Source organism: Rheinheimera tangshanensis (assembly GCF_014645135.1).
Classification (GTDB): domain Bacteria; phylum Pseudomonadota; class Gammaproteobacteria; order Enterobacterales; family Alteromonadaceae; genus Pararheinheimera; species Pararheinheimera tangshanensis.
Map to the genome: position 1 here is coordinate 573,865 of NZ_BMLH01000001.1, position 26,277 is coordinate 600,141.

The window sequence follows — 26,277 nt, forward strand, 5'->3', positions numbered from 1 at the left end:
TGCAGCTCCTGTATTTTTAACGACTTCACTTTATGGGGGAAATAGTACGGAAATTCAAGTCTCTGGCCGTTTTACTTTGCTGTAAAATATCGCACAATGAGCCCCGTTACCCGCAACAGTATCAGCACAGTGCTCTGATGCTGTTAGTTTGTCTGGGCCTTTATGCCAAGGAATTTCTGAATGAAAAAAACACTGCTTACACTGGCGTTGTCCATCGCTACTTTTGCTCATGCCGACGAAGGCATGTGGCAGCCTCATCAATTACCTGAACTAGAACAACTCCTCAAAGAAAAAGGTCTGGAAATTGATACCAAAAGTATTGCTCAGCTTACAGCCTTTCCAATGAACGCTGTGATTAGTTTAGGTGGTTGCACTGCCTCTTTTGTCTCTAATCAGGGGTTAGTAGTGACGAACCATCATTGTGCTTATGGCAGTATTCAGCACAACAGCACAGCGGCTAATAATTTGCTGGCTAAAGGTTTTTTAGCGAAAGAGTTAGACGAAGAATTACCGGCAGCTCCAGGGTCTAAAATTTTTGTGACTCAGCAAGTGACTAATATCACAGCGCAAATCAACCAGGAATTATCGCCTTCGCTCAAGGGCAAAGAACGTTTTGATAAAATTGACGAGCTGCGTAAAGAGCAAGTTGCTGCTTGCGAAACTCCGGGTTACCGCTGTGAGGTGTATAGTTTTCACGGTGGTTTAGAGTATTACCTGATCAAACAAATGGAAATTCGTGATGTACGTTTAGTGCATGCGCCAGCTTCAGGTATAGGTAAATTTGGTGGTGATATCGACAACTGGATGTGGCCGCGTCACACAGGTGACTACTCATTTTATCGTGCCTATGTCGGCAAAGATGGTCAGCCTGCTGATTTCAGCGCAGAAAATGTGCCTTTTACTCCACCTTCCTATTTAAAGGTATCTGCTAAGCCACTGAAAGAAAATGACTTTGTAATGGTTATCGGTTATCCGGGCCGTACCAACAGATACAACACTGCAGCTGAAGTTGAAAACCAGTTCACCCAGGTGTTGCCTTTATCCAAAGCCTATCGTGAAGAAGCGATAGAGGTGATTAAACAATACTCAGCTGAAGGCTCAGAAGCTCGGATAAAATATGAAAGTATTCTGGCGTCACTGGCTAATTATGCGAAAAACTTTGAAGGGATGATCGGCAGTTACCAGAAAGGTGATACTCAGCAACGTAAAGATCAGTTTGATAAAGCACTGAATCTATGGATTAAATCCAGCCCGGCCCGTCAGGCGAAGTATGCAGCTGCGGTGCGTAATCTGCAGCAGTTGTTGCAAGAGGAACAGCACTATCAGCAGCGTGATCTCATTTTAGGTTATCTGAGTTATGGCCAATTATTTAACACTGCCAAACGTTTATATCGTTTAGCTCATGAGCAGCAAAAACCAGACGCAGAGCGTGAAATAGGCTACCAGGAACGTGATTTGGAGCGTTTTTCTGCCAGCATGAAGCGTTTGTCGCGCAGTTTTGATGCCAAAGTAGAACAAGAGTTGATGCTGCATTTTCTGCAACATTACGCCAAATTACCGGCGGGTCAGCGTTTAAAAGCTTTGGATGGTTATTTTGGTATAGGTTCTACTGAGCTGGATGTCGCAGCGCTTCGCACCAAACTGGAAGGTCTGTATCAGGCGACTAAGTTGTCGGATGAAGTCGAGCGTTTAGCCTGGATGGGCAAATCAGTAGACGACTTTAAAGAGAGTGCCGATCCTCTGATCCAATACGCTGTTGCTATGTACGAGACCGATATCGCCTTAGAAAATGCAGAAAAAGAACACAAAGGTAAGCTAGCCGTGGTGCGTCCGCAAGTGATGGAAGCCATCATTGCGTTTAACAAAGCCAATGGCAAAGCAGTGTATGCCGATGCCAACAGCACCTTGCGTGTCACTTATGGTTCTATCAAAGGTTACCAGCCAAAAGATGCGGTGTCTTATCAGCCATTTACCACAGCTGCTGGTATTTTGCAGAAGCAAACGGGTATAGAGCCATTTGACGCACCGCAGGCTCAGATTGAAGCGTTAAAACAAGGCGATTTTGGCATCTACAAAGATGCGGTCTATAACAATCTGCCGGTCAACTTCTTAAGCACAGTGGATACCACTGGTGGGAACTCAGGTTCACCTACGCTGAACGGTAAAGCTGAATTAGTGGGTTTGTTATTTGATGGCGTGATTGAAGGCATCATTGGCAATTGGGACTATGACCCTGCCACCAACCGCTCTATCCATGTCGACAGCCGTTATATGCTGTGGCAAATGGAGAAGGTAGATGGGGCGACCAACCTGATTAAAGAAATGGAAATTGTGAAGGAATAATTGTAGGGGCGGGGTTTATCCCCGCCCGTCTCACATTCAAATCTCATACTGTTTAGGCTTTATGGTCGCTCTTTTTTAAGGTGTCACCCTAAACCTGATAGCCCCCAATAACTGCCCTGAATCCGTAACGACCCGAATTTTCCATTTGCCCACTGCATCTTGTGGAAATTGCTGTTTGCGAGTCCAGGCTCTGTAGCCTTCCTCCCGTCCGCCTGAAATATTTAGTGCAATACGCTCGACAGCTTGGCCATTATGAGTCCACTCATGATAAATCTGCTCTTTTAAGCCTCGGGGGGCCCGCACTGAGGTGTAGGCGTAGAGGCCTTGTTGCAGTTCAGCCAGCGATAACTCTGTAATAGCTGCACCTGGTAAACGTTGTTCGTAATCCATCTGCTGACTTAGCTGAATGTCGGTTAGGTTTAACACCGGCGCGGGGATCAGGCTGCGGCTAAACCAGATGCTACTGGTCATGACTACTAACAACAGAGATAATACAGGTAAGCGCCAGCGGCCTGGTTGTGCTAATAAAGGGCGGATACTGGGAATACTCAGTAAAGCTGAAATAATAAGTGCCAAACCCAAACTTTGGGTGGTGGTCATAAAAAACAGCAGCGGCAACACCACCATCAAAACGGCGAATAAAGAAAAACAGTGATACAGCAAAAATAAAGCCCGTCGTCTTGTCAGCAGCCTGTTGTAAGCCGGATCAATCACTGCCACCAAAGCACAACAAACCAATACCAGAGTAAACACGGCTTGGGGCTGGTCCCAGTCAGTGGCTGCCAGAAAAAATGGCAAGGCAAAAAACAAGCTTTCCTGATGCAGTAACTGAGTGATCAGGTGGGTGACGTCTTTTGATAACGAGATACCAAACTTACGCAATAAACCTTTGCGCAGCCAGTATTCACCCATCAACCACAACCAGCCAATAACCATTAGAATGGCAAAAAACTGGGCAAATTCTTCACGACGTTCAACTTGCCATAAACTGAATAAACCAGTGCAAAACCCAAATAAAGCCACCAGGCCGGAATATTTTTTTGTTAACTCAATCAGCCAAAAAAAAGCACTTTGAATGTTCTGCATTCAATCCTCATCAGTATCCGTCCCTGTCCGTCTGCGGCGGTTTGAATTCTGTCGCCGCACTATACGCTGTAATGACCTGTGAAAGCTGTTTTGGTTTCAAAATGATGAAGCCCGCAGTTAATTTACATAATCCGTAGCGAAAACCGTCTTTTTCTGCGTCAGCTATTCTTAGTAACCCTGCTTTTGCAGTAAGATATGCCTCGTTTCGTGGCTATCAGAGCTTCGACTGCTGAAGTGACAGAAGGGTTAAAGTTCGTGGATCAGAAAGTTCAGGTAAAACTTATCATACGTCGTGTGCCTATGCAGGCGGCTCTGACTTGGCTGACTAAAGCCTGGGAGTTGTTTCGTCAAGCACCTGCAACGCTGATTGCTATGGTGGCTTTTACCACTGTGCTAAGTTTAGTGGCGCAGTTGCATCCTGTGCTTGGAGTGATTCTGGTACTGGCAAATCCATTTCTAACAGCTGGTTTTTACAAAACTATAGTGCTGTTACAACAGCAACAAGCTGTCAATTTTCAGCTGATTTTTAGTGTGTTTAAAGAAGAACGTTATCGCCGTACTTTTATCAGGTTAGCTGGCGCTAATTTGCTGGCGAATATTCCGCTGATGCTATTGGCCGCCCAGTTGATGGAGCAAACTCAGGCTGGGGTAGTTGACCCTGTGACTATGTTTTTGCTCGCTGTGGTCTTAAGTCTGGTCTTTATGTTGTTTGCCTACGCTGTGGCCATTGCCTATTTCCTTAACGAACAACGTTTACAGGCTATTTTAATGGCTAGCCTCACCGCCTGTTGGCGTAATGTCGGTGCCTTAACTTTGTTTGGTATTTTGTCAGTCGTATTAGGCATGCTGGGCATAGCCACTTTGGGCTTTGCTTTTATTGTGATTATTCCGCTGTTACAAATTGCGTTCTTTTTGTCTTTTAGCGCTTTTTTTGCGCTGCAGCTGGATGATTCAGCACCTGCTGTGCTGGAAGTATAAGCATGACAGCGCCGCAGCCCTCGCAACAGCCAAAGCTCCTGACAGAGCAGGAGCTGCGGCAATGGTTGTTGGGTTTATTATCGCGCCGGGAATACAGCGCGCTGGAGCTGAAACAAAAGCTCAAGCAAAAAGGAGCTTCGACAGAGCAAATTAGTCAACTACTGGATTGGGCGCAGCAACGGGATTATCAAAACGAGTTACGTTATGCCCGGATGCAGGTCAATGCAAAGTTGCATAAAGGCTACGGATGGTTTTACATTAGCCAGTTTTGTGCACAGCAGGGCATTAACAAAGAACTACAACAGCAACTGCTGGACGAATTAGACATCGACTGGTTTGAGGTCGCCTCAACGGCGTACCGTAAAAAATATGCGGATAAACCCATAACGGATTATCAGGACAAACTTAAACGGATGCGTTATTTACAAAGCCGAGGCTTTGGCAGTGACACTATCCAACTTGTATTTGCAGAGCTTAAAGAAGAGTAAGATATGTATATGACTTCGGCACAACTTCGCCGCGCTTTCCTGGACTTTTTTGCCAGTAAAGGCCACCAAATCGTTAGCAGCAGTTCACTGATCCCAGGTAATGATCCAACCTTACTCTTCACCAACGCTGGTATGGTGCAGTTTAAAGACGTGTTTTTAGGCCAGGACAAACGTAGCTATAACCGCGCTGTCACAGCACAACGTTGTTTACGCGCCGGCGGTAAGCACAACGATTTAGAAAACGTAGGTTACACAGCCCGTCACCATACCTTCTTTGAAATGTTAGGTAACTTCAGCTTTGGTGATTATTTCAAACAGGACGCTATTCAATACGCCTGGGAATTTTTGACTGAAGTGGTCAAGCTGCCAAAAGAAAAACTCTGGATCACTGTCTACGCAACAGACGATGAAGCTTTTGATATCTGGACCAAACATATTGGTGTGCCAGTAGAACGCGCTATTCGTATTGGTGATAACAAAGGCGCACCTTATGCTTCGGATAACTTCTGGGCTATGGGCGACACAGGTCCTTGTGGTCCTTGTACTGAAATTTTCTACGATCACGGCGATCACATCTGGGGTGGCCCACCGGGTTCAGCTGAAGAAGATGGTGACCGTTTTATTGAGATCTGGAACAACGTCTTTATGCAGTTTAACCGTCACGCCGATGGCCGGATGGAACCTCTGCCAAAACCAAGCGTCGATACAGGCATGGGCTTAGAGCGTATTGCAGCTATTTTGCAAAACGTGCACAGCAACTACGAAATCGACACCTTTGCGGCGCTGATTAAAGCCACTGCAGCTATCACAGGCGCGACTGATTTAAACGACAAGTCATTACGTGTGGTCGCCGACCATATCCGCAGCTGTTCTTTTTTAGTGGCTGACGGTGTGATGCCATCCAACGAAGGCCGTGGTTATGTGCTGCGCCGTATTATTCGCCGTGCTATCCGTCACGGTAATAAGCTGGGCGCTAAAGGCGTGTTTTTCAGCAAATTGGTGGGCGCTTTAGCCGAACAAATGGGTGAGGCTTACCCAGAACTGATTGAAAAACAGGCTGTCATTGAAAAAGTGCTGGCGCTGGAAGAAGAGCAGTTTGGTAAAACTTTAGAGCGTGGTCTGGGTATTCTCGAAGAGGCTTTAGCAGGACTGAATGGCAGCACTGTGATCCCGGGCGAAGTCGCCTTTAAGTTGTATGACACTTACGGCTTCCCACTGGATTTAACCAGCGATGTGGCGCGTGAGCGCGGTTTAACTGTGGATCAGGCCGGTTTTGAAGCGGCGATGGAAGCACAGCGTAAACGAGCTCAGCAAGCCTCTAATTTTGGTGCTGATTACAATCAGGCCTTAACTTCTGCCCAGTGCACTGATTTTACTGGTTATACCCAAATTCAGGGCAAAGCCAAAGTGGTTGAAATTCTGCTGGAAGGCAATGCAGTCAATGCACTAAGCGATGGACAGCAGGCCTTGGTGATCCTGGATCAAACGCCATTTTATGCCGAGTCTGGTGGTCAATCCGGTGATGCTGGTGTATTAACGCTGGCCAATGGTGCTGTCTTTAGTGTGGTTGATACCATCAAAGTAGGTAAAGCTTTTGCCCATAAAGGCAGCTTAAAGGGCGCTTTGGCTATCGGTGATTTAGTCGATGCGGCCATTGATAATGCCCGTCGTGAAGCTATTCGGAAAAATCACTCGGCCACCCACTTGTTGCACGCAGCGCTGCGCACTGTCTTGGGTGAGCACGTGACGCAAAAAGGCTCTTTGGTAGGTTCAGAACGTTTACGTTTTGACTTCTCGCATTTTGAAACAGTAAAAGCCGATGAAATCCGTCGCATTGAGCAGATGGTGAATGAACAAATTCAGCAAAACCACGAAGTGTTGACCCGTCTGATGAATGTCGATGACGCCAAAGCTGCAGGCGCTATGGCGCTGTTTGGTGAAAAATACGATGACGAAGTGCGTGTACTGAGTATGGGCGACTTCTCGATTGAACTTTGTGGTGGGACTCATGTGTCCCGCACTGGTGATATCGGCCTGTTCAAAATTGTGGTCGAAAGCGGTATAGCTGCAGGTATTCGTCGTATTGAAGCTGTGACTGGCGAAGGTGCTTTAGCTTTTGTGCATAAGCTGGAACAACAGGCTCAAACAGTAGCTTCAATGCTCAAAGGCGATGTGTTTTCTATTGCTGAAAAAGTGCAGCAAGCCATGGACAGCCGCAAAGCTTTAGAGAAAGAGCTGGAGCAATTAAAAGCCAAACTCGCCAGCGCTGCCGGTGCTTCTTTGCTGGAGCAGGTGCAGATGATTAACGGCGTTAAAGTGCTGATTGCAGAGCTTAAAGGTGCTGATCCAAAAGCCTTCCGTACTATGGTCGATGAGCTGAAAAACAAACTAGGTTCAGGTATTTTGTTATTAGCTACAGCTGCTGAAGGCAAAGTCAGTTTAATTGCTGGCGTGACCTCTGATTTAACCGCCAAAGTACAAGCTGGTCAGCTGATTAGTTGGGCTGCAGAACAAGTAGGTGGTAAAGGCGGTGGTAAGCCGGACTTAGCTCAGGCTGGTGGGACTGATGTAGCCGCTTTACCTGCTGTGCTCAAAGCTGCTGCCGACTATATTGCGGCTAAGCTGTAATACTCAGTGGCTTTATATGTGCAAAAATTCGGGGGTACCTCAGTCGGTACCCCCGAGCGTATCGAGGCTGTAGCAGAGCAGGTGATTCAGACTGTGCATGCTGGTCACAAAGTAGTAGTGGTGGTGTCCGCGATGGCGGGTGAAACCAACAGGCTGCTTGGGCTGGCGCACCAGATTGATAGTCGTCCCTCGACCCGCGAACTGGATATGCTCGCCGCCAGCGGTGAACAGGTCAGTATAGCTCTGCTGGCGATGGCGCTGATTAAACGCGGTCATCCGGCAGTGTCTTTATTGGCTGACCAGATTGGTATTCTGACTGACAATAAATTCAGCCGTGCCCGTATTTTATCCGTAGGTACAGAACGTTTGTGGCAGGAGTTGGAGCAGGGCCATATTGTCATCGCTGCTGGTTTTCAGGGCCGCGATATTGAAGGCAATATCACCACTTTAGGCCGTGGCGGTTCTGATACCACAGCAGTGGCTTTGGCTGCGGCATTAAAAGCCGACGAGTGTCAGATATTTACCGATGTCGACGGTATTTACAGCATGGACCCGCGTATTTGTGCTGATGCGTTCCGGCTGCCTTATGTCGACGCGTCCAGTATGCTGGAACTGGCCAGTTTAGGCGCCAAAGTATTGCATTCCCGCTCTGTTGAATACGCAGCTATGCATCAGGTGCCGGTGCGGGTGTTATCCAGCTTCAAACCCGACCAGGGAACTTTAGTGTGTTATGAGGACCAGACCATGAGTCTACCAGCGGTTACAGGACTGGCTTGCCAGACCGGCGAAGTCTGGCTGGAGCTGAATGAGGTCAGTAGTGAGCTACATATCGCATTACTGAAGGAGTTCGCCCGTTTAGCTATTGAGACCGATATGTTAAAGGTGCAGTATGCGCAGTCAGGTTTAGTACAAATGCAGTTTAGTTTGAACCAAAATGACCTGAATACTGTAGAAGATATCTGTAATGAACTGAAAAAGAAGCAAAATTTTACGCTGCAAAGCAGGAAGTCTTTGGGCAAATTATCTATAGTAGGGATAGGGCTAAAATCAAATCCTGTTATTACAGCGACAGTATTTGAACAATTACAGTTATTAGCCGTACAAGTTGTGGCTGTCAGTTGTGCCGAAATTAAATTATCTATCGTCGTGCCAGAGACTGAATTGAATAAAGTCGCTGTCGCTTTACACACTGTCTTATTGGGTTCAGTTAATTAATTTCAAGGTTTTCATAAATTTGTCAGCTGAGTTATTATGAAGCTGACAGGTCTGCGCAGTACGATCAAACAGGCGCAACCATTGGAAGCTGGGATCATACAAAAGGAGCAAAGAATGCTTATTTTAACGCGTCGTGTTGGTGAGACCCTGATGATTGGTGATGAAGTCACGGTCACAGTTTTAGGCGTCAAAGGAAATCAGGTTCGTATCGGTGTGAATGCACCAAAAGAAGTGTCAGTGCACAGAGAAGAGATTTATATGCGCATTCAGGCTGAAAAAGGCACTCCTGGTGGCTTTAGCGGCGATGACGATCAATAAGTTTTAAGCTTTACCATTTTTAGAAATTGTATATTTTTAACGCTTTGTAGCGAATATTTAGTCGAATTGTTTAAAAGGTCAGCAAACGCGCTTTCCAGCTCCAAAAATTGTTTGACTTATTTTCCTGAGACATTAATATACACGCCGCAACGTAGTGCGGAGAAGTGGCCGAGTGGCTGAAGGCGCACCCCTGCTAAGGGTGTATAGGGGAAACTCTATCGAGGGTTCGAATCCCTCCTTCTCCGCCAGTTGTACTGTTAAGATTGGATGCATAGCTCAGCTGGATAGAGTACTCGGCTACGAACCGAGCGGTCGGAGGTTCGAATCCTCCTGCGTCCACCACTTAACTACAACGACGATGTGAAAAAGATAGTACCAGATGGATGCATAGCTCAGCTGGATAGAGTACTCGGCTACGAACCGAGCGGTCGGAGGTTCGAATCCTCCTGCGTCCACCACAACTAAACCTGCTAAGTGCAGGTTTTTTTGTGCCTGAAATTCACTTAAATAGATCGGCGATGTGGAGGCAGTAGGTGAGAACCTCCGCAAGGTTCGACAAAATCGCCGGGAGCGATTTTCACTCGTACCATCCGTGGTACTCGCCTTCGGCAGCGAAGCTGTGCAAAACGACGTCCTGTCGTTTTGTGGACGAGCGAAGCTCGGCCCGCAGGGCAAGTGGCAGGACGCCATTTGCAATCCTCCTGCGTCCACCACAACTAAACCTGCTAAGTGCAGGTTTTTTTGTTTTTCGCATCCCTGCGAAAAATCCCTTCGGGACCCGCCATGCGGCGGTCCAAACACGCTCCAGGCGTTTTTGTGTTTTTAAAATTCAGCTAAATAGATCTGCGATGGTGGACACAGGCGGATGAGATCCTCCTATCTCCTCGCAGAGCTCGTCGTGTTCAATCGGCAAGACGCCAAACTGTTGGCGTCTTGAGAGCCCTATTTCACGGTTCGAGCCATTTGCCGGGAGCAAATGGCGACAGCCGAAGGCTGGCCCGCAGGGACGTTTGCCAGGACGGCAAACGCAATCCTCCTGCCGCGAAGTCTTAGCTTCTGCAGTTTCTCTTTTGCTCTTTCGAGTTCCAGCAGAGTTCCAACCCAAATCTAAGCCGCCCGTTCCCCGCCATAACAATCCCCAAGCGTAGCCTCCAAAGCGCGAACCACCTGACCTCTGTTGAGCACCCCAACCACCGAGCCATTCTCCAGCACAGGCAGCTGATGCAAATGCAGACTGGTAAAAATCACGGCGCTATCTACCAGGCTGTCGGATGCAAGCACAGTCACTACCTTTTTACTCATTACTTGCGCTATGGTGTTGTGCAAGCTACAAAAGTAGCTGGCGTGTAACATAGCAGTCAAACAATCCTGTTCAGACAAATAACCAACCAGTTCATTGTCTTTGTTAAATACTGGCGAACCCGTCAGATTAAATTCTCGCAGTTGCTGCACGGCCTGAACTATCGTATCGTCTTGTTGCAGACGCGGAAATTCACGCTGGTATATATCTCGTACTGTGCTCATGGTTTTCCTCCTTTGAAGCTATAACGGCAGAATAAGCCTGATAAATGCGTCGATGAAAACGAATTAATAAGCTTGCCAGTATCGTAATTTCTGATTAAAAAACTTTGTCGCAAGCAGAGAAGGGGCCTTAAAGGAATGAAACGTATGTTTTATGTGCAGTTAAATCAGTGCAGACAGATTTTTGCTTTACCTTTGATGCCTCTTTTGTATAATGGCGCCTCCAACGCTAGGGGCATAGTTCCAATTGGTAGAACAGCGGTCTCCAAAACCGATGGTTGGGGGTTCGAATCCCTCTGCCCCTGCCACTTCATTCTGATATGAATTCTTCATCATCCAAGCAGCAGTTGCTGCATTTACTCCAGATACAACCACTTGAATTACATCAAGAGTTCTCTGCTATGGCTAAAACGCCTGAAGCAGAAATAATGGTGTTGGCTGAACCAGAAGCTGATATGGTCGCTGTAGCTGATGTGATAGAGACCGCAGCCCCAGTGCCTATTGAATCCTACTCAGAACCTGACCCTGAGCTGCCCCTCTCTAAAGACGTCTTGGCGGCGATGAATGAATATCAACCTGGTCTGCAGTGGCGGTTAAACCCAAGCAGTACTGAACCTATGTTGCAAAACGGACTCTTAGTAACACCTTCGATTGAATTATTACAGTCAGTGCCGCAGAAAAAGCTGCTCTGGTTGTGCCTCCAGCAAGAGAGCTGATGCATGCCGTTACTCCGTAGTGCCACCCCTGCCGATATCCCTGCGATGCTGCAGATAGAACAAAGCGCCAATAGCCATCCCTGGTCGGAAGGCACCTTCAACACTTGCTTTAGTGAGCGCTATTTTAATGCGGTGCTGCTGAATGATGATGACACCATCATAGGTTTTTACATAGGTGAAAAAGTCGCAGTAGAAGCCAGTTTATTTAATATAGGCGTATCGCCAAAGTTTCAGGGCCTGGGCTATGGTCAACAACTTTTGCAGCACTTTATTGCGCAGGCGCAGGATTTAGGAGCACTGGACTGCTGGCTGGAAGTGCGCCAATCCAATGCTAATGCCATTAAGCTGTATGAAAAATGTGGTTTTATTCAAACCGGTTTACGCCCCAGTTATTACCCAACTGCTACAGGCCGTGAAGACGCAATTTTAATGGCTTTGCCTCTGGGATAGCGAAAATCATTTTCCCAGACAGATAATTTCCTGAGCAAAACGGCTAAATTCTGTGCCTGTGCTTTGGTTGCTGTTATAATCGCGCGAAATTTCCATTTATAGCTAAGCCCACTCTGCTTTCTGGCTAAGTTGTGGCCTTTGTTTATTGATCAAGTTGGATGGCATGACGACCGAACTGTTTTTAGAAGAAGTTAATAAACGTCGCACTTTTGCGATCATTTCTCACCCCGATGCCGGTAAAACCACCATCACTGAAAAAGTGTTGTTGTTTGGACAGTTGATCCAAAAAGCAGGGACGGTCAAAGGTAAAAAGTCTGGCCAATACGCCACCTCCGACTGGATGGAAATGGAGAAAGAGCGGGGCATCTCGGTCACCACTTCTGTGATGCAGTTCCCTTATGCCGATTGCTTAGTCAACCTGCTTGATACGCCTGGTCACGAAGACTTCTCTGAAGATACTTACCGAACTTTAACGGCGGTGGATTCATGTTTAATGGTGATTGACGGCGCTAAAGGTGTTGAAGACCGGACCATTAAACTGATGGAGGTCACCCGTTTACGTGATACGCCAATCATCACTTTTATGAACAAAATGGACCGCGATATTCGTGATCCTGTTGATTTATTAGATGAAGTAGAAAGCGTATTAAAAATCGCCTGTGCTCCTATCACCTGGCCTATTGCCTCGGGTAAAGAGTTCAAAGGTGTTTATCACATTTACCGCGACGAAATTATTTTATACAAATCAGGTATGGGCCATACCATCCAGGAGCTGGATGTGATTAAAGGCATCAACAATCCTGAACTGGATCAACGTATTGGTTATTACGCTGGCCAATTGCGCGAAGAGATGGAGTTGGTCAAAGGAGCCAGTCACGAATTTGATTTAGAGTTGTTCCGCAAGGGCGAACTCACGCCGGTATTTTTTGGTACCGCCTTAGGTAACTTTGGTGTCGATCATATGCTGGACGGTTTAACTGAATGGGCACCTGCACCACAACACCGTGCGACTACCACTCGTGTTATTGAGCCGTCTGAACCTGCTTTTACCGGATTCGTGTTTAAAATTCAGGCCAATATGGACCCGAAACATCGTGACCGTGTGGCCTTTTTACGTATCTGTTCAGGTAAATATGAAAAGGGCATGAAAATGCACCATGTGCGTATTGGCAAAGATATGCTGGTGCCACAGGCATTAACCTTTTTAGCGGGCGATCGTGAGCATGTTGAGGAAGCCTACCCTGGCGATATCATAGGTTTACATAATCACGGCACTATTCAGATTGGTGATACTTTTACCTCTGGTGAGAAGTTTAACTTCACAGGTATTCCAAACTTTGCGCCTGAGTTATTCCGTCGTATTCGTTTGCGTGATCCTTTAAAACAAAAGCAGTTACTTAAAGGTTTAGTGCAGTTGTCGGAAGAAGGCGCGGTGCAGGTGTTCCGTCCGCTGGATAACAATGATTTGATCGTAGGTGCTGTCGGTGTGCTGCAGTTTGATGTGGTAGTGCATCGTTTAAAATCTGAGTACAACGTCGATGCGATTTACGAAAGTGTCAACGTGACGACTGCGCGTTGGGTATACAGTGATGATCAGAAAGCCCTGAGCGAGTTTAAAAACAAAGCCAGTATGAACCTGGCTTTGGACGGTGGCGATAACCTGACTTATCTGGCTCCTACTATGGTGAACCTGAATTTGTCGATAGAACGTTATCCGAAGATCAAATTCCATAAAACCCGTGAACATTAATTCAGGCGCTAAAGGTTTTTTATGAATATCAAAGAATTACTATCGAGCAAAACCCAGGCTGCTATGGTGGCATTGGGGTTGCCTGCTGACACCAACACAGCGGTGACCATCAGCACTAAAGTTGAATTTGGCGATTACCAAATTAACGGCGCTATGGCTGCGGCCAAGTTACTCAAAACAAATCCGCGTGCTTTAGCGGAGCAGCTGGTGCAACAGCTGGATTTAGCTGAACTGGCTGAGAAAGTAGAAATTGCAGGCCCAGGTTTTATTAACGTCACGCTACGCAAAGACTGGATAGCGGCACAGTTAGCCGGTGCTTCACAAAACCCACGCTTAACCTTAAGTGCAAACCCGGCACCACAAACTATCGTAGTGGATTACTCAGCGCCTAACCTGGCCAAAGAGATGCACGTTGGACATTTGCGCTCCACCATTATTGGCGATGCAGTAGTGCGTTGTCTGGAGTTCTGGGGCGACAAAGTCATACGTCAGAACCATATGGGCGATTGGGGTACGCAGTTTGGTATGCTGATTGCGCATCTGGAAGACAAGCTGGCGGCCGGTATCGATTTAGAGCAAGTGGCCTTAGCCGACCTTGAAGACTTTTACCGCGAAGCGAAAAAACGTTTTGACGATGAAGCAGGTTTTGCTGATAAGTCGCGTGACTATGTAGTGAAACTACAAAGTGGCGATGCGCATTGCCAGAAGTTGTGGCAGTTGTTTATCGATACTTCGATTAAGCACAGCGATGAAGTCTACAAAACCTTAAAAGTCACGTTAGGCCACGAGCATATCAAGCCAGAAAGCGCGTATAACGCTATGCTGCAGCCTATAGTGGATAGCTTGAAGCAGCAGGGGTTAGCGGTTGAAAGTGAGGGCGCTTTAGTAGTGTTTTTACAGGAACTGGCTGATAAAGAGGGTAATCCCTCGCCTTTTATCGTGCAAAAAACTGGTGGGGGCTTCCTGTACGCCACTACAGATTTAGCGGCTTGCCAATACCGTAGCTTTGATTTAGCGGCCGATCGAATTGTGATTTTTACCGATGCCCGTCAGGCGCTGCACTTTAAACAAGTGGAATTAGTGGCCCGAAAAGCTGGTTTGTTAAAAGACCATGTGGCTTATGATCACTGTCCTTTTGGTACCATGATGGGTGAAGACGGTAAGCCGTTTAAAACCCGTACCGGTGGCACTGTCAAACTGGCTGAATTGTTAGAAGAAGCCGTAGTGCGTGCAAAGGCCGTGGTTGAGCAAAAGTCCTCTGATTTAAGCGCTGAAGAAATGGCGGAAGTGGCACGCAAAGTTGGTATAGGTGCAGTGAAGTTTGCTGACTTATCGAAAAACCGCACCAGTGATTACGTCTTTAGCTGGGATGCGATGTTAAGTTTTGAAGGTGCTACAGCTCCTTACCTGCAATATGCCTATACCAGGGTCAGCGGCATTTTGCGCAAAGCCGGTATCGACGAGAGCTTTGTAGCTCCGCTGCAACTGCTGGAAGAGCAGGAAAAGCAGTTAGCAGTCAAACTGTTACGCTTAGAAGAAACTTTACAGGCCGTGATGAAAGATGCTGTGCCTAACCTGTTGTGTAACTATTTATACGAGTTATCCAGCCAGTTTATGAGTTTCTACGAAGCTTGCCCTATTTTAAAAGAAGGCATTGAACCAGATATAAAAAACAGCCGTTTAATGCTGAGTATTCTGGTGGCCAGTACTTTAAAACAAGGCCTGGATTTGTTAGGCATTGAAGTGATGGAGCGGATGTAATCCGCTTCAGGCCAGGAATCTCCTATAGATCTTCGCTGTTCAAGGACAAACTGATGAAAATTGCTGATATTCGCCGCAGTTATACTATGGATAAACTGGACCTGGATAAGCTCAATGCCGATCCATTTGTGCAGTTTGAAGCCTGGTTAAAAGACGCTGTAACTGCAGAATTACCAGACCCTACTGCTATGTGTGTAGCGACAGTGGATGCGTCAGGTCAGCCATCACAACGTCTGGTTTTGCTTAAAGATGTCAGCAGTAAAGGTTTTGTGTTTTATACCAACTTAGGTAGCCGTAAGGCCTCTGAACTGGAGCACAACCCTAAGGTGTGTCTGCATTTTCCATGGCATCCACTGGAGCGTCAGGTCATCGTTTATGGCACGGCAGAGCGGGTTCCGACCAGTCAGGTGATGAGTTATTTCTTATCCCGACCAAAAGAGAGTCAGCTGGCGGCCTGGGCTTCAGAGCAAAGCCGTCCAGTTTCGACCCGTCAGGTGTTGATGCAAAAGTTTGCTGAAATTAAACATAAATTTGAACATGGTGAAGTGCCGGTACCATCATTCTGGGGCGGCTTTTTAGTCAAACCCCATCAGATTGAATTCTGGCAAGGCGGCGAGCACAGGCTGCATGACCGCTTTATGTACAAACAGCAAGCCGATCAAAGCTGGGCCATAGAGCGTTTATGCCCCTAAGTCTTCCTTCACAGGCCGCCGATAAGCGGCCTGTATTATTTGATAGCCACTGTCATCTGGATTTACCAGAGTTATTGCCTGATCTGGAGTTGCATCTGGCGAGCGCTAAAGCTGTGGGGGTGGATGACTTTTTAGTGCCTGCAGTGCAATCCTCCGCCTGGTTGCCTTTGCTGGCATTAAAGCAGCGTTATGGTTTTTACATTGCCTTGGGTGTGCATCCCTGGTGGGCAAGCGAATCTGAACGTGAGGCTTTATCGCAGCTTGAAGCTTTAGCCGCTTTACCCGAAGTCAGTGCTATAGGTGAAATAGGGCTGGATTTCGCTTTGGATGAACATAGTTTCGCTTTGCAACGGCAGTGTTTTGAGGCTCAATTACAGCTGGCAGGCAAACTAAAAAAGCCAGTGATTTTGCACCATCGCAAATCACATAATGAGTTAGTGCAGGTCATTAAACATCAGCAGTTTAGCCAGGGCGGTATTTTGCATGCGTTTTCCGGTAGTTTCCAACAAGGCAAAGCCTTTATTGATATGGGCTTTAAGCTGGGGATTGGCGGAACTATTACTTATGAGCGTGCTGAGAAAACCCGCAAGGCAGTGAAACAATTTCCGTTGGAGGCTTTAGTGCTGGAAACTGATTCTCCTTCTATGCCGCTAAATGGTTTTCAGGGCCAGATCAATACACCAGCTCAGTTACCTTTGGTACTAACAGAGTTGGCGGAGTTAAGAGGCGAAGATCCGCTGCAGATAGCAAAAGCGCTTTGGAACACAACAGCACAGCTGTTAAATAAAATAGCCTAAAGCAAATTGGCAGCGTCCGCTTGTTTGCCTTTGCGCCATTTTTGCCATTGATGCACAATTTTGCTCCAGGTGCCGCGTAGCATAAAAGCGACCACGCCAGCGAGTAACAACATCCAGAATACCTGCTGCATCAACTGCTGCCAGGCCTGAGTCACTGGCAACAAGCTGGCATCGAGCTTCATACTGATTTTGATATAACCAATCACTCTGTTGTCCTGAGTAATCTCCTGCACCATGGCAAGCAAAGCTTGTTCGTGTTGAGGGGCGTATAACAACTGAGCTGCGGCTGTGCCGTCTGAGGCAGATAACTTCACGCCGTTGGCATCGTAGACTACGACATCCTGCAAATAAGGGGTGGCGGCAATATGGGTGGTGAGCTGATTTAAGCTTTCCAACTGGTCGTTATCTATCAGATAAGCGGCAGTATGAGATAAAGCCACAAGAGTAGACCGCATCAGTTCAGCGCTTTGTTGCTGGAACAACAGTTCGCCCTGTTGGTTACTGTTCCACCACCATTGTGAGAGCACCCAAATCCCGAGCAAAGCCAGCAACAGCTGAGCCAGTCTGAAGTATTTTGAGTTTTTATTGTGCTGATAACCGCTTAATTGCATTAATTTGCCTGATTTTTACACTGACAATGGCTTAAAAATGTCGGTAGAATGCCACGGCAACAGAATGAAGTACAGGTGGCCTTTTGAGCTTTTATTATAAGATTGACCCAAACTCTTTTGCCGACAACAGTTTAGTTCAGTGGCTGACTGCACAAGACACAGTGCTTTTGCACGCTTCCGGCTATTATCAAAGCGAACGTGAAGCTGCTGACTTTGTTTCAGCGCCAGAATTCTGGGCTGGATTAGTTACAAGGCAAAGCGCCGCCAGCCTGCGGATTTTTTCAGGGAGTTTTACGCTATCGCAGCTATTTGCTGTGCTTAAGTTATTGCCCGCTGATGCGGCTTATCCCTTGAGTCTGTATCGACCTCATGCCGATTTAGCTTTGGCCGTGCGTATCGACTTACCGCAAGCCCTAAGTGCAGAGCAAATTCTGGCTTTACGCCAGTTGAGTGAGCCCTGGACTGCTGAATTGGTCTATCTGCCAGCTCCGGTGTTGTTACAGCAACCTGGTGTACTGGTGATGGATATGGATTCGACTGCCATTCAGATTGAGTGCATTGATGAAATTGCCAAACTAGCCGGTGTTGGTGAGCAAGTGGCAGCTGTCACAGCCCGGGCTATGAACGGTGAGCTGGATTTTGCCCAAAGCCTGCGACAACGTGTCGCCACGCTCAAAGATGCACCAGAGACAATTCTGAAACAAGTGTTAGACGCTGTGCCACTGATGCCAGGTTTAGAATCTTTAGTCGCATTTTTACAGCAACATCAATGGCAAGTGGTGATCGCATCCGGTGGTTTTACTTATTTTACCGAAGCTCTAAAACAGCGTTTACAACTGACAGCTACTTTTGCTAATCAACTGGAAATTATCAATGGCAAGCTGACAGGGCAGGTATTGGGGGCTGTGGTGGATGCTCAGACCAAAGCGGACGTGGTGCAACGAATCGCCAGCCAATACCATATTCCGTCCAGTCAGACTGTAGCTATCGGTGATGGCGCTAACGACTTACCTATGCTGGCTGTCGCAGCCCTTGGGGTGGCTTTTCATGCCAAACCTAAAGTACAGGCGCAGGCCAAAGCGGCGATACGACAAGGTTCGCTGCTGCAATTACTTTATTTATTGGATTGCTGATGCAACATCACCAACAATCTGAATGGCTGACAGTTGCTGATTATCAGCTGCATTTGCGCCAGCTCACGCCAGTCCAGCCAGATTCCGCTTATCCGGTGCTGATGCTGCATGGCGCCATTGAAAACAGCCGGATTTTTTATAATGAAAAGGGTCGCGGTTTAGGCTGTTTTTTAGCAGACCACGGTTTTTATGTGACTTGCGCAGACTTTGCCGGTCGGGGCTTGTCTCAGCCTAAAGCCAGCAGGGATTTTAATCACAGTCAGCAGCAACTGATTTGTCAGGATATTCCGTCTCTTATTCAGCATCTACAGCAGCAGTATCAGCTGCCTGTAGTCGTGATTGCGCATTCCTGGGCTGGTGTGGTGCTGGCCGCAAGTTTAGCTCGTTTTCCACACCTGCTACCTAAGGTAAAAGCCATCATCACTTTTGGCAGTAAAAGGGTGATTCGTGTCGGTGGCTTTAAAAAACGTCTGCATATTGATTTGGTCTGGAACAGACTATCACCGCTGCTTTGCCGGTTATATGGTTATTTGCCCGCTAAACAATGGCGTTTTGGTGCTGATAACGAACCAGCTCAGTATTTATTGGATACTATTGGTTGGATCCGTGGTCATGCTTTTACCGATCCGACGGATGGTTTTGATTATGCCGCTGCTTGTGCCAAGCTCAGCTGGCCAGTCAGTTGGCATTTCGCTGCCATCAATGATCAGTTGTTAGGTCATCCGCTGGATGTACAGGCTTTTCTGACAGAAACAGGCTTAAACAAGGGACGTTATACCTTGCTGGGGAAAGCTCAGGGCCACCATCAGGATTATGATCATATTTCTATGCTGACTCATCCTTGCGCCTGTAAGGATCACTTTAACGAAGTGATGTTGTGGTTAAAGCAGATTGAGCCTCAGTACTGAGGCTAGGCTTATTCAGGCAGTTGAATACTCGCCAATAACGTCAGTCGTTTTTGCTGTTGCTGCGCTATTTGTGTATTGCTCAGGTTAGAACGCAATAGAACTTCATCTGTAATATCAACGACTTCACCTACACCTACGACGCTCCACAGCTCCTCTTCCAGTACTTTTGCTTTGTGAATAGCATAAGTGCTGACATAACCAAGTTCTTTAGCTATATGCTCGGTGTCAGGGCGACCTGTGCGGGATAAAAAGATTTTAAAAGCAAACAACACATCAGTATTGACCACATCATCGATAAACGCTTTTTTTGCACTATGCAACTGAAAGTCAAAATCAAACTTAGTTTCAAAGCTTTGTTCTATGCTGTCTTGCCCTGGAATAAAACGTAAAAATACCTCATAACTGAATGGTACTTCCTGACGCTTCATTTTTTTCAGCTGATTGGCAAAATGCAAATTGGTGGCGTTGTTTTTCAACAGCGGCAGCATAGTTATTGAGTTGGCATTATCACTAAACTGCGCCAGCAGCTTGTGTAGTGAATTGGGTTTAGCGCCAACAGCGACCACATCCAGGTTATAGCGCACGCCTTGTCGATGTACATAAAACGCGAAGTTATCCAAAGCCTTGACGTACATATTTCGCAGTGCAGGACCAAGGCCTGGAAACTTAGGCGTTTCCTCTGCCATGGTCAGTTTGCTTCTGTTGTTATTAATCAGTTGTTGGAAAAATATTTTACCTGGATGATCATTGGTTGGGTCTATTACCCGCATATTCATAATCAGTTTATTTTTACTGACGGCCATCACTTCATAAGCTAAGCCAGAAAGCTGATGCTTAGTGGTGATTTTTTGTAGTTCCGGCAAACTGATTTTTACCTGATCACCTTTTGAAAAACTGACAAGTTCCGCACATTCAATCTGCAGGCCTTTACTGGAAAAGTCGCGGCTAAATGCCTGAATATCAGGTCCTTTCGCCTGTGCCAGCATCACTGTAGTTTTATATAAAAATCGGCTCTCAGAACGTAAGTTGACATACTGCACTGAAGCACTTTCAATCGGAGGAATATGTTCCAGTTTGCCATGGCCAAATACTTTGAGCTTATTCAGCAGAGCGGCGTCATAGGTCATGGCTTTATACAGGCTAGAGCTGTGCGCAGTACTGATATCGGTCAGCTCCACTATATAACGCAAGTTACGAATAAAGTTTGCGATTAAAGGTGTAGGGGGCTGGTTTAGCTTTTGTATTTCCTGATCAGCACTGTTTGGTAAGGACAATGGAATATGTGCATGAGCAGGCAAAGTACGTAATACCGACATTCTGAACGCACGAAAGCTGGGTTTAGCCGCACCAAAGCCAAAAAATACAGGTTTTAGTTTAGAGTGTTGCTGCAATTCTTCACTGGTTGCTGAATAAAAGAATAATCTGCCTTTGGCTGCATGAGTAAAGGTATAAAGCACAGTGCTGTGCTCGTTGGCATCTTTGGCCAGACATTGTTTTAAGCGACGGACATGCAGTAACTGAGGCAAGACATGTTGCTGGCGCTCATCCTGAAAATAATGCATCAGATGTCTGTTATTTTCCGTGGTCAATACACAGCTCGGTGTCGCTTTGCCATCCTGAACAGAGAGAAATACGGGTAAAGAACTGATACGTGGCAGGTAAAACTGTTCGTAACCTTTGATAAATACCGCTTCATAGGTGTTATCCAGATTGACCTTATAGCGTCTTTTATTGCCATGAATAAAATGCTGCAGAAACTCTGAAAAGCCTTTTTCGTCCGCCAGAGGTAAACGCTTTAATCTGACATAATAACTTTTGTCAGCAGCTTCAACGTCGATCACCTGATAAGGGATGCCATTGTTGATACCTAAGGCAAACTCTTGTTCTAAACCACGGAAAAATATGGCAACTTTTTGCCCGGCACTCATCTCTATTGCAAGAGGTATTTTTATCTTGCAGCCAGAAACGGACAAATCACTGGTGGTTGCCGGAAAACGTTCGTCCTCTTGCAACAGAACTTCAATATCAATGGAGAAATTCATCCGCTCTTCGCGGCGAACACTATAACCGGCAAAGCGGATCAGGTGAGCTGCTTTATAATCGTTTATTGTTGCATCAATATCTGAGGGTTGCGAGGTCAGATTGCTTGTGCTGGTGGTCTCTTTGGATAACACATCCTGCAGTCTTTTATTGGTTTCCTGCTGATGTCTTACTCTGAAGTTGTTATCGGTGTTGGTGACATCTTCAAAAATCCCAATAGTGTATTGGCCATATTGTCTCAGTCCTTTTTCAAAGGTCTGTATTGCCACTTCATCCAGATAATGAGTCTGGCCTTTATACTCAAAAGGACGAACTTCGCCGTCGACCCTGCCACGTAAATCTATATAATAGCTGCAGGGTTGGGCCAGACGTTTTAATTCCATTTTGATCAGGAATTGTTGTGATTTGGCTAAGTCTGCGGTCAATAACTTAAATTCCTCATCAAACATCTTTGTGTTAATAAGGGGTTTCAGGCGTTCCAGCACGCTGCTATGAGCTTGTAAGTCGTTTGTTGTCATGCTCGCTTAAACACTTACAGGGCATCATGCCCCGCATCAATAATTGGGTTAGAGTAAAACCAGTACGATGTAAAAGCAATAATCGTGCCTTTTAATAAAAAGAGATTAAAAAATGGCTAAAACTAAAAGTGCTTACGTCTGCAATGACTGTGGCGCAGACTTTGTGCGCTGGCAAGGCCAATGCACAGAATGTGGTGCCTGGAACAGCATTAGTGAAGTGCGCTTGCCAAGCCTGACAAAACAGCAACGTTTTGACGGTTATGCTGGTGCGACTGCTGCCAAAGTGATCCGGTTGGATCAGGTCGACCTGCAGGATGTACCGCGATTTAGCTCTGGTTTTGCCGAATTTGACCGGGTTCTGGGAGGTGGTATTGTGCCAGGTTCTGCCATCTTAATAGGCGGTAGCCCTGGTGCAGGCAAAAGTACGTTATTACTGCAGATTATGTGTGGTTTAGCGACTACAGACAAAGCTTTGTATGTCACGGGTGAAGAATCTTTGCAACAAGTAGCGCTGCGAGCCCACAGATTAGGCTTACCGACACAAAACTTAATGATGCTGGCTGAAACCAATGTTGAGACCATCTGCCAGCTGGCTCAGCAGGAAAAGCCGCGCATTATGGTGATCGACTCCATTCAGGTGATGCAGATGAGTGATATTCAGTCTGCGCCAGGCAGTGTGTCGCAAGTGCGGGAAAGCGCGGCTTATTTAACCCGTTTTGCCAAGCAGCATAATGTGGCTGTGATTATGGTGGGTCATGTCACCAAAGATGGTTCTTTAGCTGGCCCCAAAGTTCTTGAGCATTGTATCGACTGTTCTATTTTACTGGATGGTGATACGGACAACAGATACCGCACGTTACGAGGTAATAAAAACCGTTTTGGTGCTGTGAATGAACTGGGTGTTTTTGCGATGACAGGGCAAGGTATGCGTGAGGTGAAAAACCCATCCGCGATATTTTTAAGCCGTGGCAAAGAAGACACGCCAGGCTCTATTGTGATGGTGCTGTGGGAGGGAACCCGACCTTTGCTAGTGGAAATTCAAGGCTTAGTGGATTATTCACCGCTAAATAACCCACGTCGCGTCACTTTGGGGATGGAGCAAAACCGTATTTCGATGTTACTAGCTGTATTGCATCGTCATGCCGGTATTCAAATGGCGGATCAGGATGTGTTTGTCAACGTGGTAGGTGGCGTCAAAGTCAACGAAACCAGTGCTGATTTAGCCACTTTGCTGGCATTGGTCTCCAGCTTTAAAAATAAAGCTCTGCCTAATGAGTTGGTGGTGTTTGGTGAAGTGGGGTTGTCCGGTGAAATCCGTCCTGTACCCAGCGGTCAGGAGCGCTTAAAAGAAGCGGCGAAACATGGCTTTAAACGCGCTATAGTGCCAGTTGCCAATGCGCCCAAAGAGGCCATTCCAGGCATGACAGTAGTTGCAGTCAGTAAATTATCAGAAGCCTTGGATGCGTTGTAAACGCAAAGTTAGGCATAAGCAAACATAAAAAAACGGCCTAAAAGCCGTTTTTTCTGTTTTGATACCCTAGGTAATTGATGTTGCAGCGAGGCGACAAGTGATTAAGACCCCAGGCGCATAGTGAACTATGTGACTGGGGCGATACTCTTTTCTTAAAATCAGACGCAGTCAACAAAGCTGCGGCTCCAATTACGACGGGTATATTAATTCAGAGCGTTAGGGAAGTTCAGCAACAACACAGCTTTAGCGTCATCACGTAATTTCGCCAAGCCTAATTTATCGTAACTTTCGACCATAATCTTCAGTGCTTGCTCTACCTGTGGTGAATCACGGTAGTACTCAACAATGTATTTACAACGGTTAGCCGCTGCTAGATGAGCACCACGACGAACATAATAATCAGCAACTAGTAATTCGTAACGAACCAGTTTTTCTTTGATGGCAAACATACGCTTTCTGGCATCGTTGGCATATTTACTGTTTGGGTAAGTGCTCACCAGAATTTTGAAATCTTCAAAACCTTGTTTGGTGCTGGACATATCGCGGTCAGCTCTGTCTATGCCAACAAACTCCTGAAAGGAGTTTTCATCTGCTTTAATATTGCTCAGGCCACGCATGTAATAGGCGTAGTCTAAATCCGGATGGTTTGGATTTAACCGGATAAAACGGTCGATACTGGCTAACGACTGAGTGGTATCACCACTTTGGTAGTAGGCATAAATCAGATCCAACTGCACCTGACGAGACAGTGGGCCAAATGGATAACGACTTTCCATCGCCTTTAATAGCTCAATAGCTCTGTTATACAGACCTGAGTCCAGCACATTTTTGGCTTCTTCATACATTTGCTGAGCAGACTGGTTGGTATTAACCAGCTCTTCTTCAGCATTTTTGTTCCCCGCACAGGCGGTAAGTGTTAAAGCTAGGGCGATTATGGCTAAAAAATTCACTTTCATTTAAAAATCCGCTACTACTTAAACCTATTGGCTATTTAGTCTGGAGTAAAACCGTTAAAATAGACTTTTATAGCCCGATTCTAACCCAGACAGTTCGGGTATGCACACAGGATAACTGGTTCCGACATGACAAAACAGATAAAACTTGCAGAAATTGTACCTGACCATCTTTTTGGTAAGCGCTTAGATCAGGTATTAGCGGAAATGTTCCCGGACTATTCGCGTTCCAGAATAAAAGAGTGGATTTTAGCCGATTGGGTTCAAATCAATGGCCAGCTCTGCAACACCCCCAGAGAAAAGTTACTGGGAGGGGAGTCTGTATTGATCCAGGCCGAGTTACCGGACGATGAACGTTTTGAAGCTGAGCCTATTGATCTGAATATCGTTTATGAAGACGAGCACATTATGGTGATCAATAAACCTGCGGGTTTAGTGGTGCATCCTGGTGCGGGCAATGCCGACGGTACTTTACTTAACGCGTTATTACACCACTGTCCTTCTATTGCTGAAGTGCCACGTGCGGGTATAGTGCATCGTTTAGATAAAGACACCACAGGTTTAATGGTGATTGCCAAAACTATTCCGGCTCAGACCCATTTAGTGGAAGCGATGCAGGAGCGGGAAATTACCCGTGAATACGAAGCGATTTGCCATGGCACTATGACAGCGGGCGGCACAGTGGATGAGCCAATAGGCCGTCACCCTACCAAACGTACTCATATGGCAGTGACCAGCTCAGGTCGTCCTGCTGTGACCCACTACCGTGTAATGGAAAAATTCCGTGCCCACACTCGTTTGCGTTTACGCCTGGAAACAGGTCGGACTCACCAAATTCGTGTGCATATGACCTATATCAATTACCCGCTGGTAGGCGATCCAGTATACGCAGGACGTCCACGTCCACCGCGTAAAGCCGATGAAGCTTTGCTTACTGTATTGCGTGGCTTTAAGCGTCAGGCACTGCATGCGGCTATGCTGCGTTTAGCGCATCCTATTACCAGTGAAATTATGGAATGGCATGCGCCTATCCCAGACGATATGGTTGAACTGACGCTGGCGCTACGTGAAGACACTGAAATCCATGGTCTGGACTTTGCCTGATGTTCAAAGCAGACTGGCCTGCGCCATTGAATGTCAAAACAGCAATCAGTACTCGTGAGGGGGGCGTCTCTTTGCCTCCTTACGCTGGCTTGAATTTAGGCAGTCATGTCCACGACAGGCCTGAAGCTGTGGCGCAGAATCGTCAGCTGTTCAGGCAAGAGGCCAAGATGCCAGCTGAACCTTTATGGCTCAATCAGGTGCATGGCACAGACTGTCTGTTTCTTGAACACACTGATTTTTCTGCAGGACCTGTGACTGCCGATGCCAGCACCACTAAAACCAAAGGCCTGGTGTCAGTGGTACTGACAGCAGATTGTCTGCCAGTATTGTTTTGTGATCTGGATGGCACTCAGGTGGCGGCCGCTCATGCGGGGTGGCGAGGTTTAGTGGATGGAGTGCTGGAACAGACGTTGGTGCGATTCCCTGATCCCCGTCGGGTGATGGCTTGGTTAGGTCCAGCTATTGGCCCCAGCGCTTTTGAAGTTGGTGACGAAGTACGGCAAGTTTTTGTGGAAAAAGATGCCAAAGCCGATGCTGCTTTTGCAGCTGTGCCGGATAAAACCGGTAAATGGCTGGCTGACTTATATCAACTGGCGCGTTTTCGTTTGAACGCTTCTGGTGTGACTCAATTATACGGTGGCGGTTTTTGTACGTACTCCGACCCACAACGTTTTTACTCCTATCGCCGTGATGGCCAGACAGGTCGCATGGCCTCCTGTATCTGGATGGATTGATATAAGTCAAATTTTTGACGTTTTACTGCTTGATAATTAGTCAGCTCTCCCCCATCTTAATG

Annotated in this window: 22 protein-coding genes and 4 tRNA genes; 21 read left to right on the forward strand and 5 right to left on the reverse strand. The window is 46.7% G+C overall.

Annotated elements, in window-relative coordinates:
• Positions 1 to 180 precede the first annotated feature (180 nt).
• On the forward strand, positions 181 to 2,343 hold the full coding sequence (locus tag IEW88_RS02605; RefSeq protein WP_147902858.1) for a S46 family peptidase: 2,163 nt from the start codon (positions 181 to 183) through the stop codon (positions 2,341 to 2,343).
• A gap of 75 nt (positions 2,344 to 2,418) precedes the next feature.
• Here the strand turns inward: IEW88_RS02605 and IEW88_RS02610 are convergent, their stop codons facing one another.
• Complete coding sequence (locus IEW88_RS02610; RefSeq protein ID WP_147902857.1) at positions 2,419 to 3,429, reverse strand: DUF5924 family protein; 1,011 nt, start codon at positions 3,427 to 3,429, stop codon at positions 2,419 to 2,421.
• A 195-nt stretch (positions 3,430 to 3,624) separates the two neighbouring features.
• Between IEW88_RS02610 and IEW88_RS02615 the strand changes: the two genes are divergently transcribed.
• The 8 genes from IEW88_RS02615 to IEW88_RS02650 all read left to right on the forward strand — a co-directional run bounded on the left by IEW88_RS02615 (position 3,625) and on the right by IEW88_RS02650 (position 9,514).
• Positions 3,625 to 4,407 carry a hypothetical protein gene (locus IEW88_RS02615; RefSeq protein ID WP_147902856.1) on the forward strand — a complete coding sequence of 261 codons (783 nt, stop codon included), beginning with the start codon at positions 3,625 to 3,627 and terminating at the stop codon, positions 4,405 to 4,407.
• Positions 4,408 to 4,409: 2 nt separating this feature from the next.
• Positions 4,410 to 4,895 (forward strand): regulatory protein RecX, encoded by a 486-nt coding sequence (locus IEW88_RS02620; RefSeq protein WP_147902855.1) that lies wholly within the window; start codon positions 4,410 to 4,412, stop codon positions 4,893 to 4,895.
• Positions 4,896 to 4,904: 9 nt separating this feature from the next.
• Positions 4,905 to 7,523: an alanine--tRNA ligase gene (gene alaS, locus IEW88_RS02625; RefSeq protein WP_343897271.1), complete on the forward strand. Its 2,619-nt coding sequence runs from the start codon at positions 4,905 to 4,907 to the stop codon at positions 7,521 to 7,523.
• 18 nt (positions 7,524 to 7,541) lie between these two features.
• A complete protein-coding gene (locus IEW88_RS02630; RefSeq protein ID WP_221411340.1) occupies positions 7,542 to 8,738 on the forward strand; it encodes an aspartate kinase in 1,197 nt (398 codons plus the stop codon).
• Positions 8,739 to 8,852: 114 nt separating this feature from the next.
• Positions 8,853 to 9,056, forward strand: a complete 204-nt coding sequence (gene csrA / locus IEW88_RS02635) for a carbon storage regulator CsrA (RefSeq protein ID WP_008897327.1) — start codon at positions 8,853 to 8,855, stop codon at positions 9,054 to 9,056.
• Between the two features lie 158 nt (positions 9,057 to 9,214).
• Positions 9,215 to 9,304, forward strand: a tRNA-Ser gene (locus IEW88_RS02640).
• Positions 9,305 to 9,321: 17 nt separating this feature from the next.
• Positions 9,322 to 9,398 (forward strand) — tRNA-Arg (locus tag IEW88_RS02645).
• Between the two features lie 39 nt (positions 9,399 to 9,437).
• Positions 9,438 to 9,514: transfer RNA gene (locus tag IEW88_RS02650), tRNA-Arg, on the forward strand.
• Between the two features lie 649 nt (positions 9,515 to 10,163).
• Here the strand turns inward: IEW88_RS02650 and IEW88_RS02655 are convergent.
• Positions 10,164 to 10,580, reverse strand: coding sequence for a CBS domain-containing protein (locus IEW88_RS02655; RefSeq protein ID WP_147902852.1), 417 nt, complete (start codon positions 10,578 to 10,580; stop codon positions 10,164 to 10,166).
• Between the two features lie 228 nt (positions 10,581 to 10,808).
• Between IEW88_RS02655 and IEW88_RS02660 the strand changes: the two genes are divergently transcribed.
• The 7 genes from IEW88_RS02660 to IEW88_RS02690 all read left to right on the forward strand — a co-directional run bounded on the left by IEW88_RS02660 (position 10,809) and on the right by IEW88_RS02690 (position 16,743).
• Positions 10,809 to 10,885 (forward strand) — tRNA-Trp (locus IEW88_RS02660).
• Between the two features lie 93 nt (positions 10,886 to 10,978).
• Positions 10,979 to 11,293, forward strand: a complete 315-nt coding sequence (locus tag IEW88_RS02665; protein WP_147902851.1) for a hypothetical protein — start codon at positions 10,979 to 10,981, stop codon at positions 11,291 to 11,293.
• Between the two features lie 3 nt (positions 11,294 to 11,296).
• Positions 11,297 to 11,743 (forward strand): ribosomal protein S18-alanine N-acetyltransferase, encoded by a 447-nt coding sequence (gene rimI, locus IEW88_RS02670; protein WP_147902850.1) that lies wholly within the window; start codon positions 11,297 to 11,299, stop codon positions 11,741 to 11,743.
• Between the two features lie 163 nt (positions 11,744 to 11,906).
• A complete protein-coding gene (prfC, locus tag IEW88_RS02675) occupies positions 11,907 to 13,493 on the forward strand; it encodes a peptide chain release factor 3 (RefSeq protein WP_147902849.1) in 1,587 nt (528 codons plus the stop codon).
• A 21-nt stretch (positions 13,494 to 13,514) separates the two neighbouring features.
• Positions 13,515 to 15,254 carry an arginine--tRNA ligase gene (gene argS / locus IEW88_RS02680; protein ID WP_147902848.1) on the forward strand — a complete coding sequence of 580 codons (1,740 nt, stop codon included), beginning with the start codon at positions 13,515 to 13,517 and terminating at the stop codon, positions 15,252 to 15,254.
• A gap of 53 nt (positions 15,255 to 15,307) precedes the next feature.
• Positions 15,308 to 15,946 carry a pyridoxamine 5'-phosphate oxidase gene (gene pdxH, locus IEW88_RS02685; RefSeq protein WP_147902847.1) on the forward strand — a complete coding sequence of 213 codons (639 nt, stop codon included), beginning with the start codon at positions 15,308 to 15,310 and terminating at the stop codon, positions 15,944 to 15,946.
• Positions 15,937 to 16,743, forward strand: a complete 807-nt coding sequence (locus tag IEW88_RS02690) for a TatD family hydrolase (RefSeq protein WP_147902846.1) — start codon at positions 15,937 to 15,939, stop codon at positions 16,741 to 16,743. The genes pdxH and IEW88_RS02690 overlap by 10 nt, the downstream gene beginning before the upstream one ends.
• On the opposite strand, the gene IEW88_RS02695 is transcribed toward IEW88_RS02690, so the two are convergent.
• Complete coding sequence (locus tag IEW88_RS02695) at positions 16,740 to 17,354, reverse strand: hypothetical protein (RefSeq protein ID WP_147902845.1); 615 nt, start codon at positions 17,352 to 17,354, stop codon at positions 16,740 to 16,742. The two genes, IEW88_RS02690 and IEW88_RS02695, sit on opposite strands and share 4 nt — an antisense overlap.
• Positions 17,355 to 17,437: 83 nt before the next feature.
• Here IEW88_RS02695 and serB point away from each other — a divergent pair, with 83 nt between their 5' ends.
• Both serB and IEW88_RS02705 read left to right on the forward strand, forming a co-directional pair.
• Positions 17,438 to 18,487, forward strand: a complete 1,050-nt coding sequence (gene serB, locus IEW88_RS02700) for a phosphoserine phosphatase SerB (protein WP_147902844.1) — start codon at positions 17,438 to 17,440, stop codon at positions 18,485 to 18,487.
• Positions 18,487 to 19,395: an alpha/beta hydrolase family protein gene (locus IEW88_RS02705; protein ID WP_147902843.1), complete on the forward strand. Its 909-nt coding sequence runs from the start codon at positions 18,487 to 18,489 to the stop codon at positions 19,393 to 19,395. The genes serB and IEW88_RS02705 overlap by 1 nt, the downstream gene beginning before the upstream one ends.
• Positions 19,396 to 19,403: 8 nt before the next feature.
• On the opposite strand, the gene IEW88_RS02710 is transcribed toward IEW88_RS02705, so the two are convergent.
• The gene (locus IEW88_RS02710) at positions 19,404 to 21,953 is read right to left on the reverse strand and encodes a PilZ domain-containing protein (protein WP_147902842.1); all 2,550 of its coding nucleotides are present in this window, start codon (positions 21,951 to 21,953) and stop codon (positions 19,404 to 19,406) included.
• Positions 21,954 to 22,065: 112 nt separating this feature from the next.
• Between IEW88_RS02710 and radA the strand changes: the two genes are divergently transcribed.
• The gene (radA, locus tag IEW88_RS02715) at positions 22,066 to 23,424 is read left to right on the forward strand and encodes a DNA repair protein RadA (RefSeq protein ID WP_147902841.1); all 1,359 of its coding nucleotides are present in this window, start codon (positions 22,066 to 22,068) and stop codon (positions 23,422 to 23,424) included.
• 203 nt (positions 23,425 to 23,627) lie between these two features.
• Here radA and IEW88_RS02720 read toward each other — a convergent pair whose 3' ends face one another.
• Positions 23,628 to 24,380 carry an outer membrane protein assembly factor BamD gene (locus IEW88_RS02720; protein ID WP_053426168.1) on the reverse strand — a complete coding sequence of 251 codons (753 nt, stop codon included), beginning with the start codon at positions 24,378 to 24,380 and terminating at the stop codon, positions 23,628 to 23,630.
• 126 nt (positions 24,381 to 24,506) lie between these two features.
• Between IEW88_RS02720 and rluD the strand changes: the two genes are divergently transcribed.
• Both rluD and pgeF read left to right on the forward strand, forming a co-directional pair.
• A complete protein-coding gene (gene rluD, locus IEW88_RS02725) occupies positions 24,507 to 25,481 on the forward strand; it encodes a 23S rRNA pseudouridine(1911/1915/1917) synthase RluD (protein ID WP_147902840.1) in 975 nt (324 codons plus the stop codon).
• Positions 25,481 to 26,215 carry a peptidoglycan editing factor PgeF gene (gene pgeF, locus IEW88_RS02730; protein WP_147902839.1) on the forward strand — a complete coding sequence of 245 codons (735 nt, stop codon included), beginning with the start codon at positions 25,481 to 25,483 and terminating at the stop codon, positions 26,213 to 26,215. The genes rluD and pgeF overlap by 1 nt, the downstream gene beginning before the upstream one ends.
• The last annotated feature ends 62 nt before the right edge of the window (positions 26,216 to 26,277 follow it).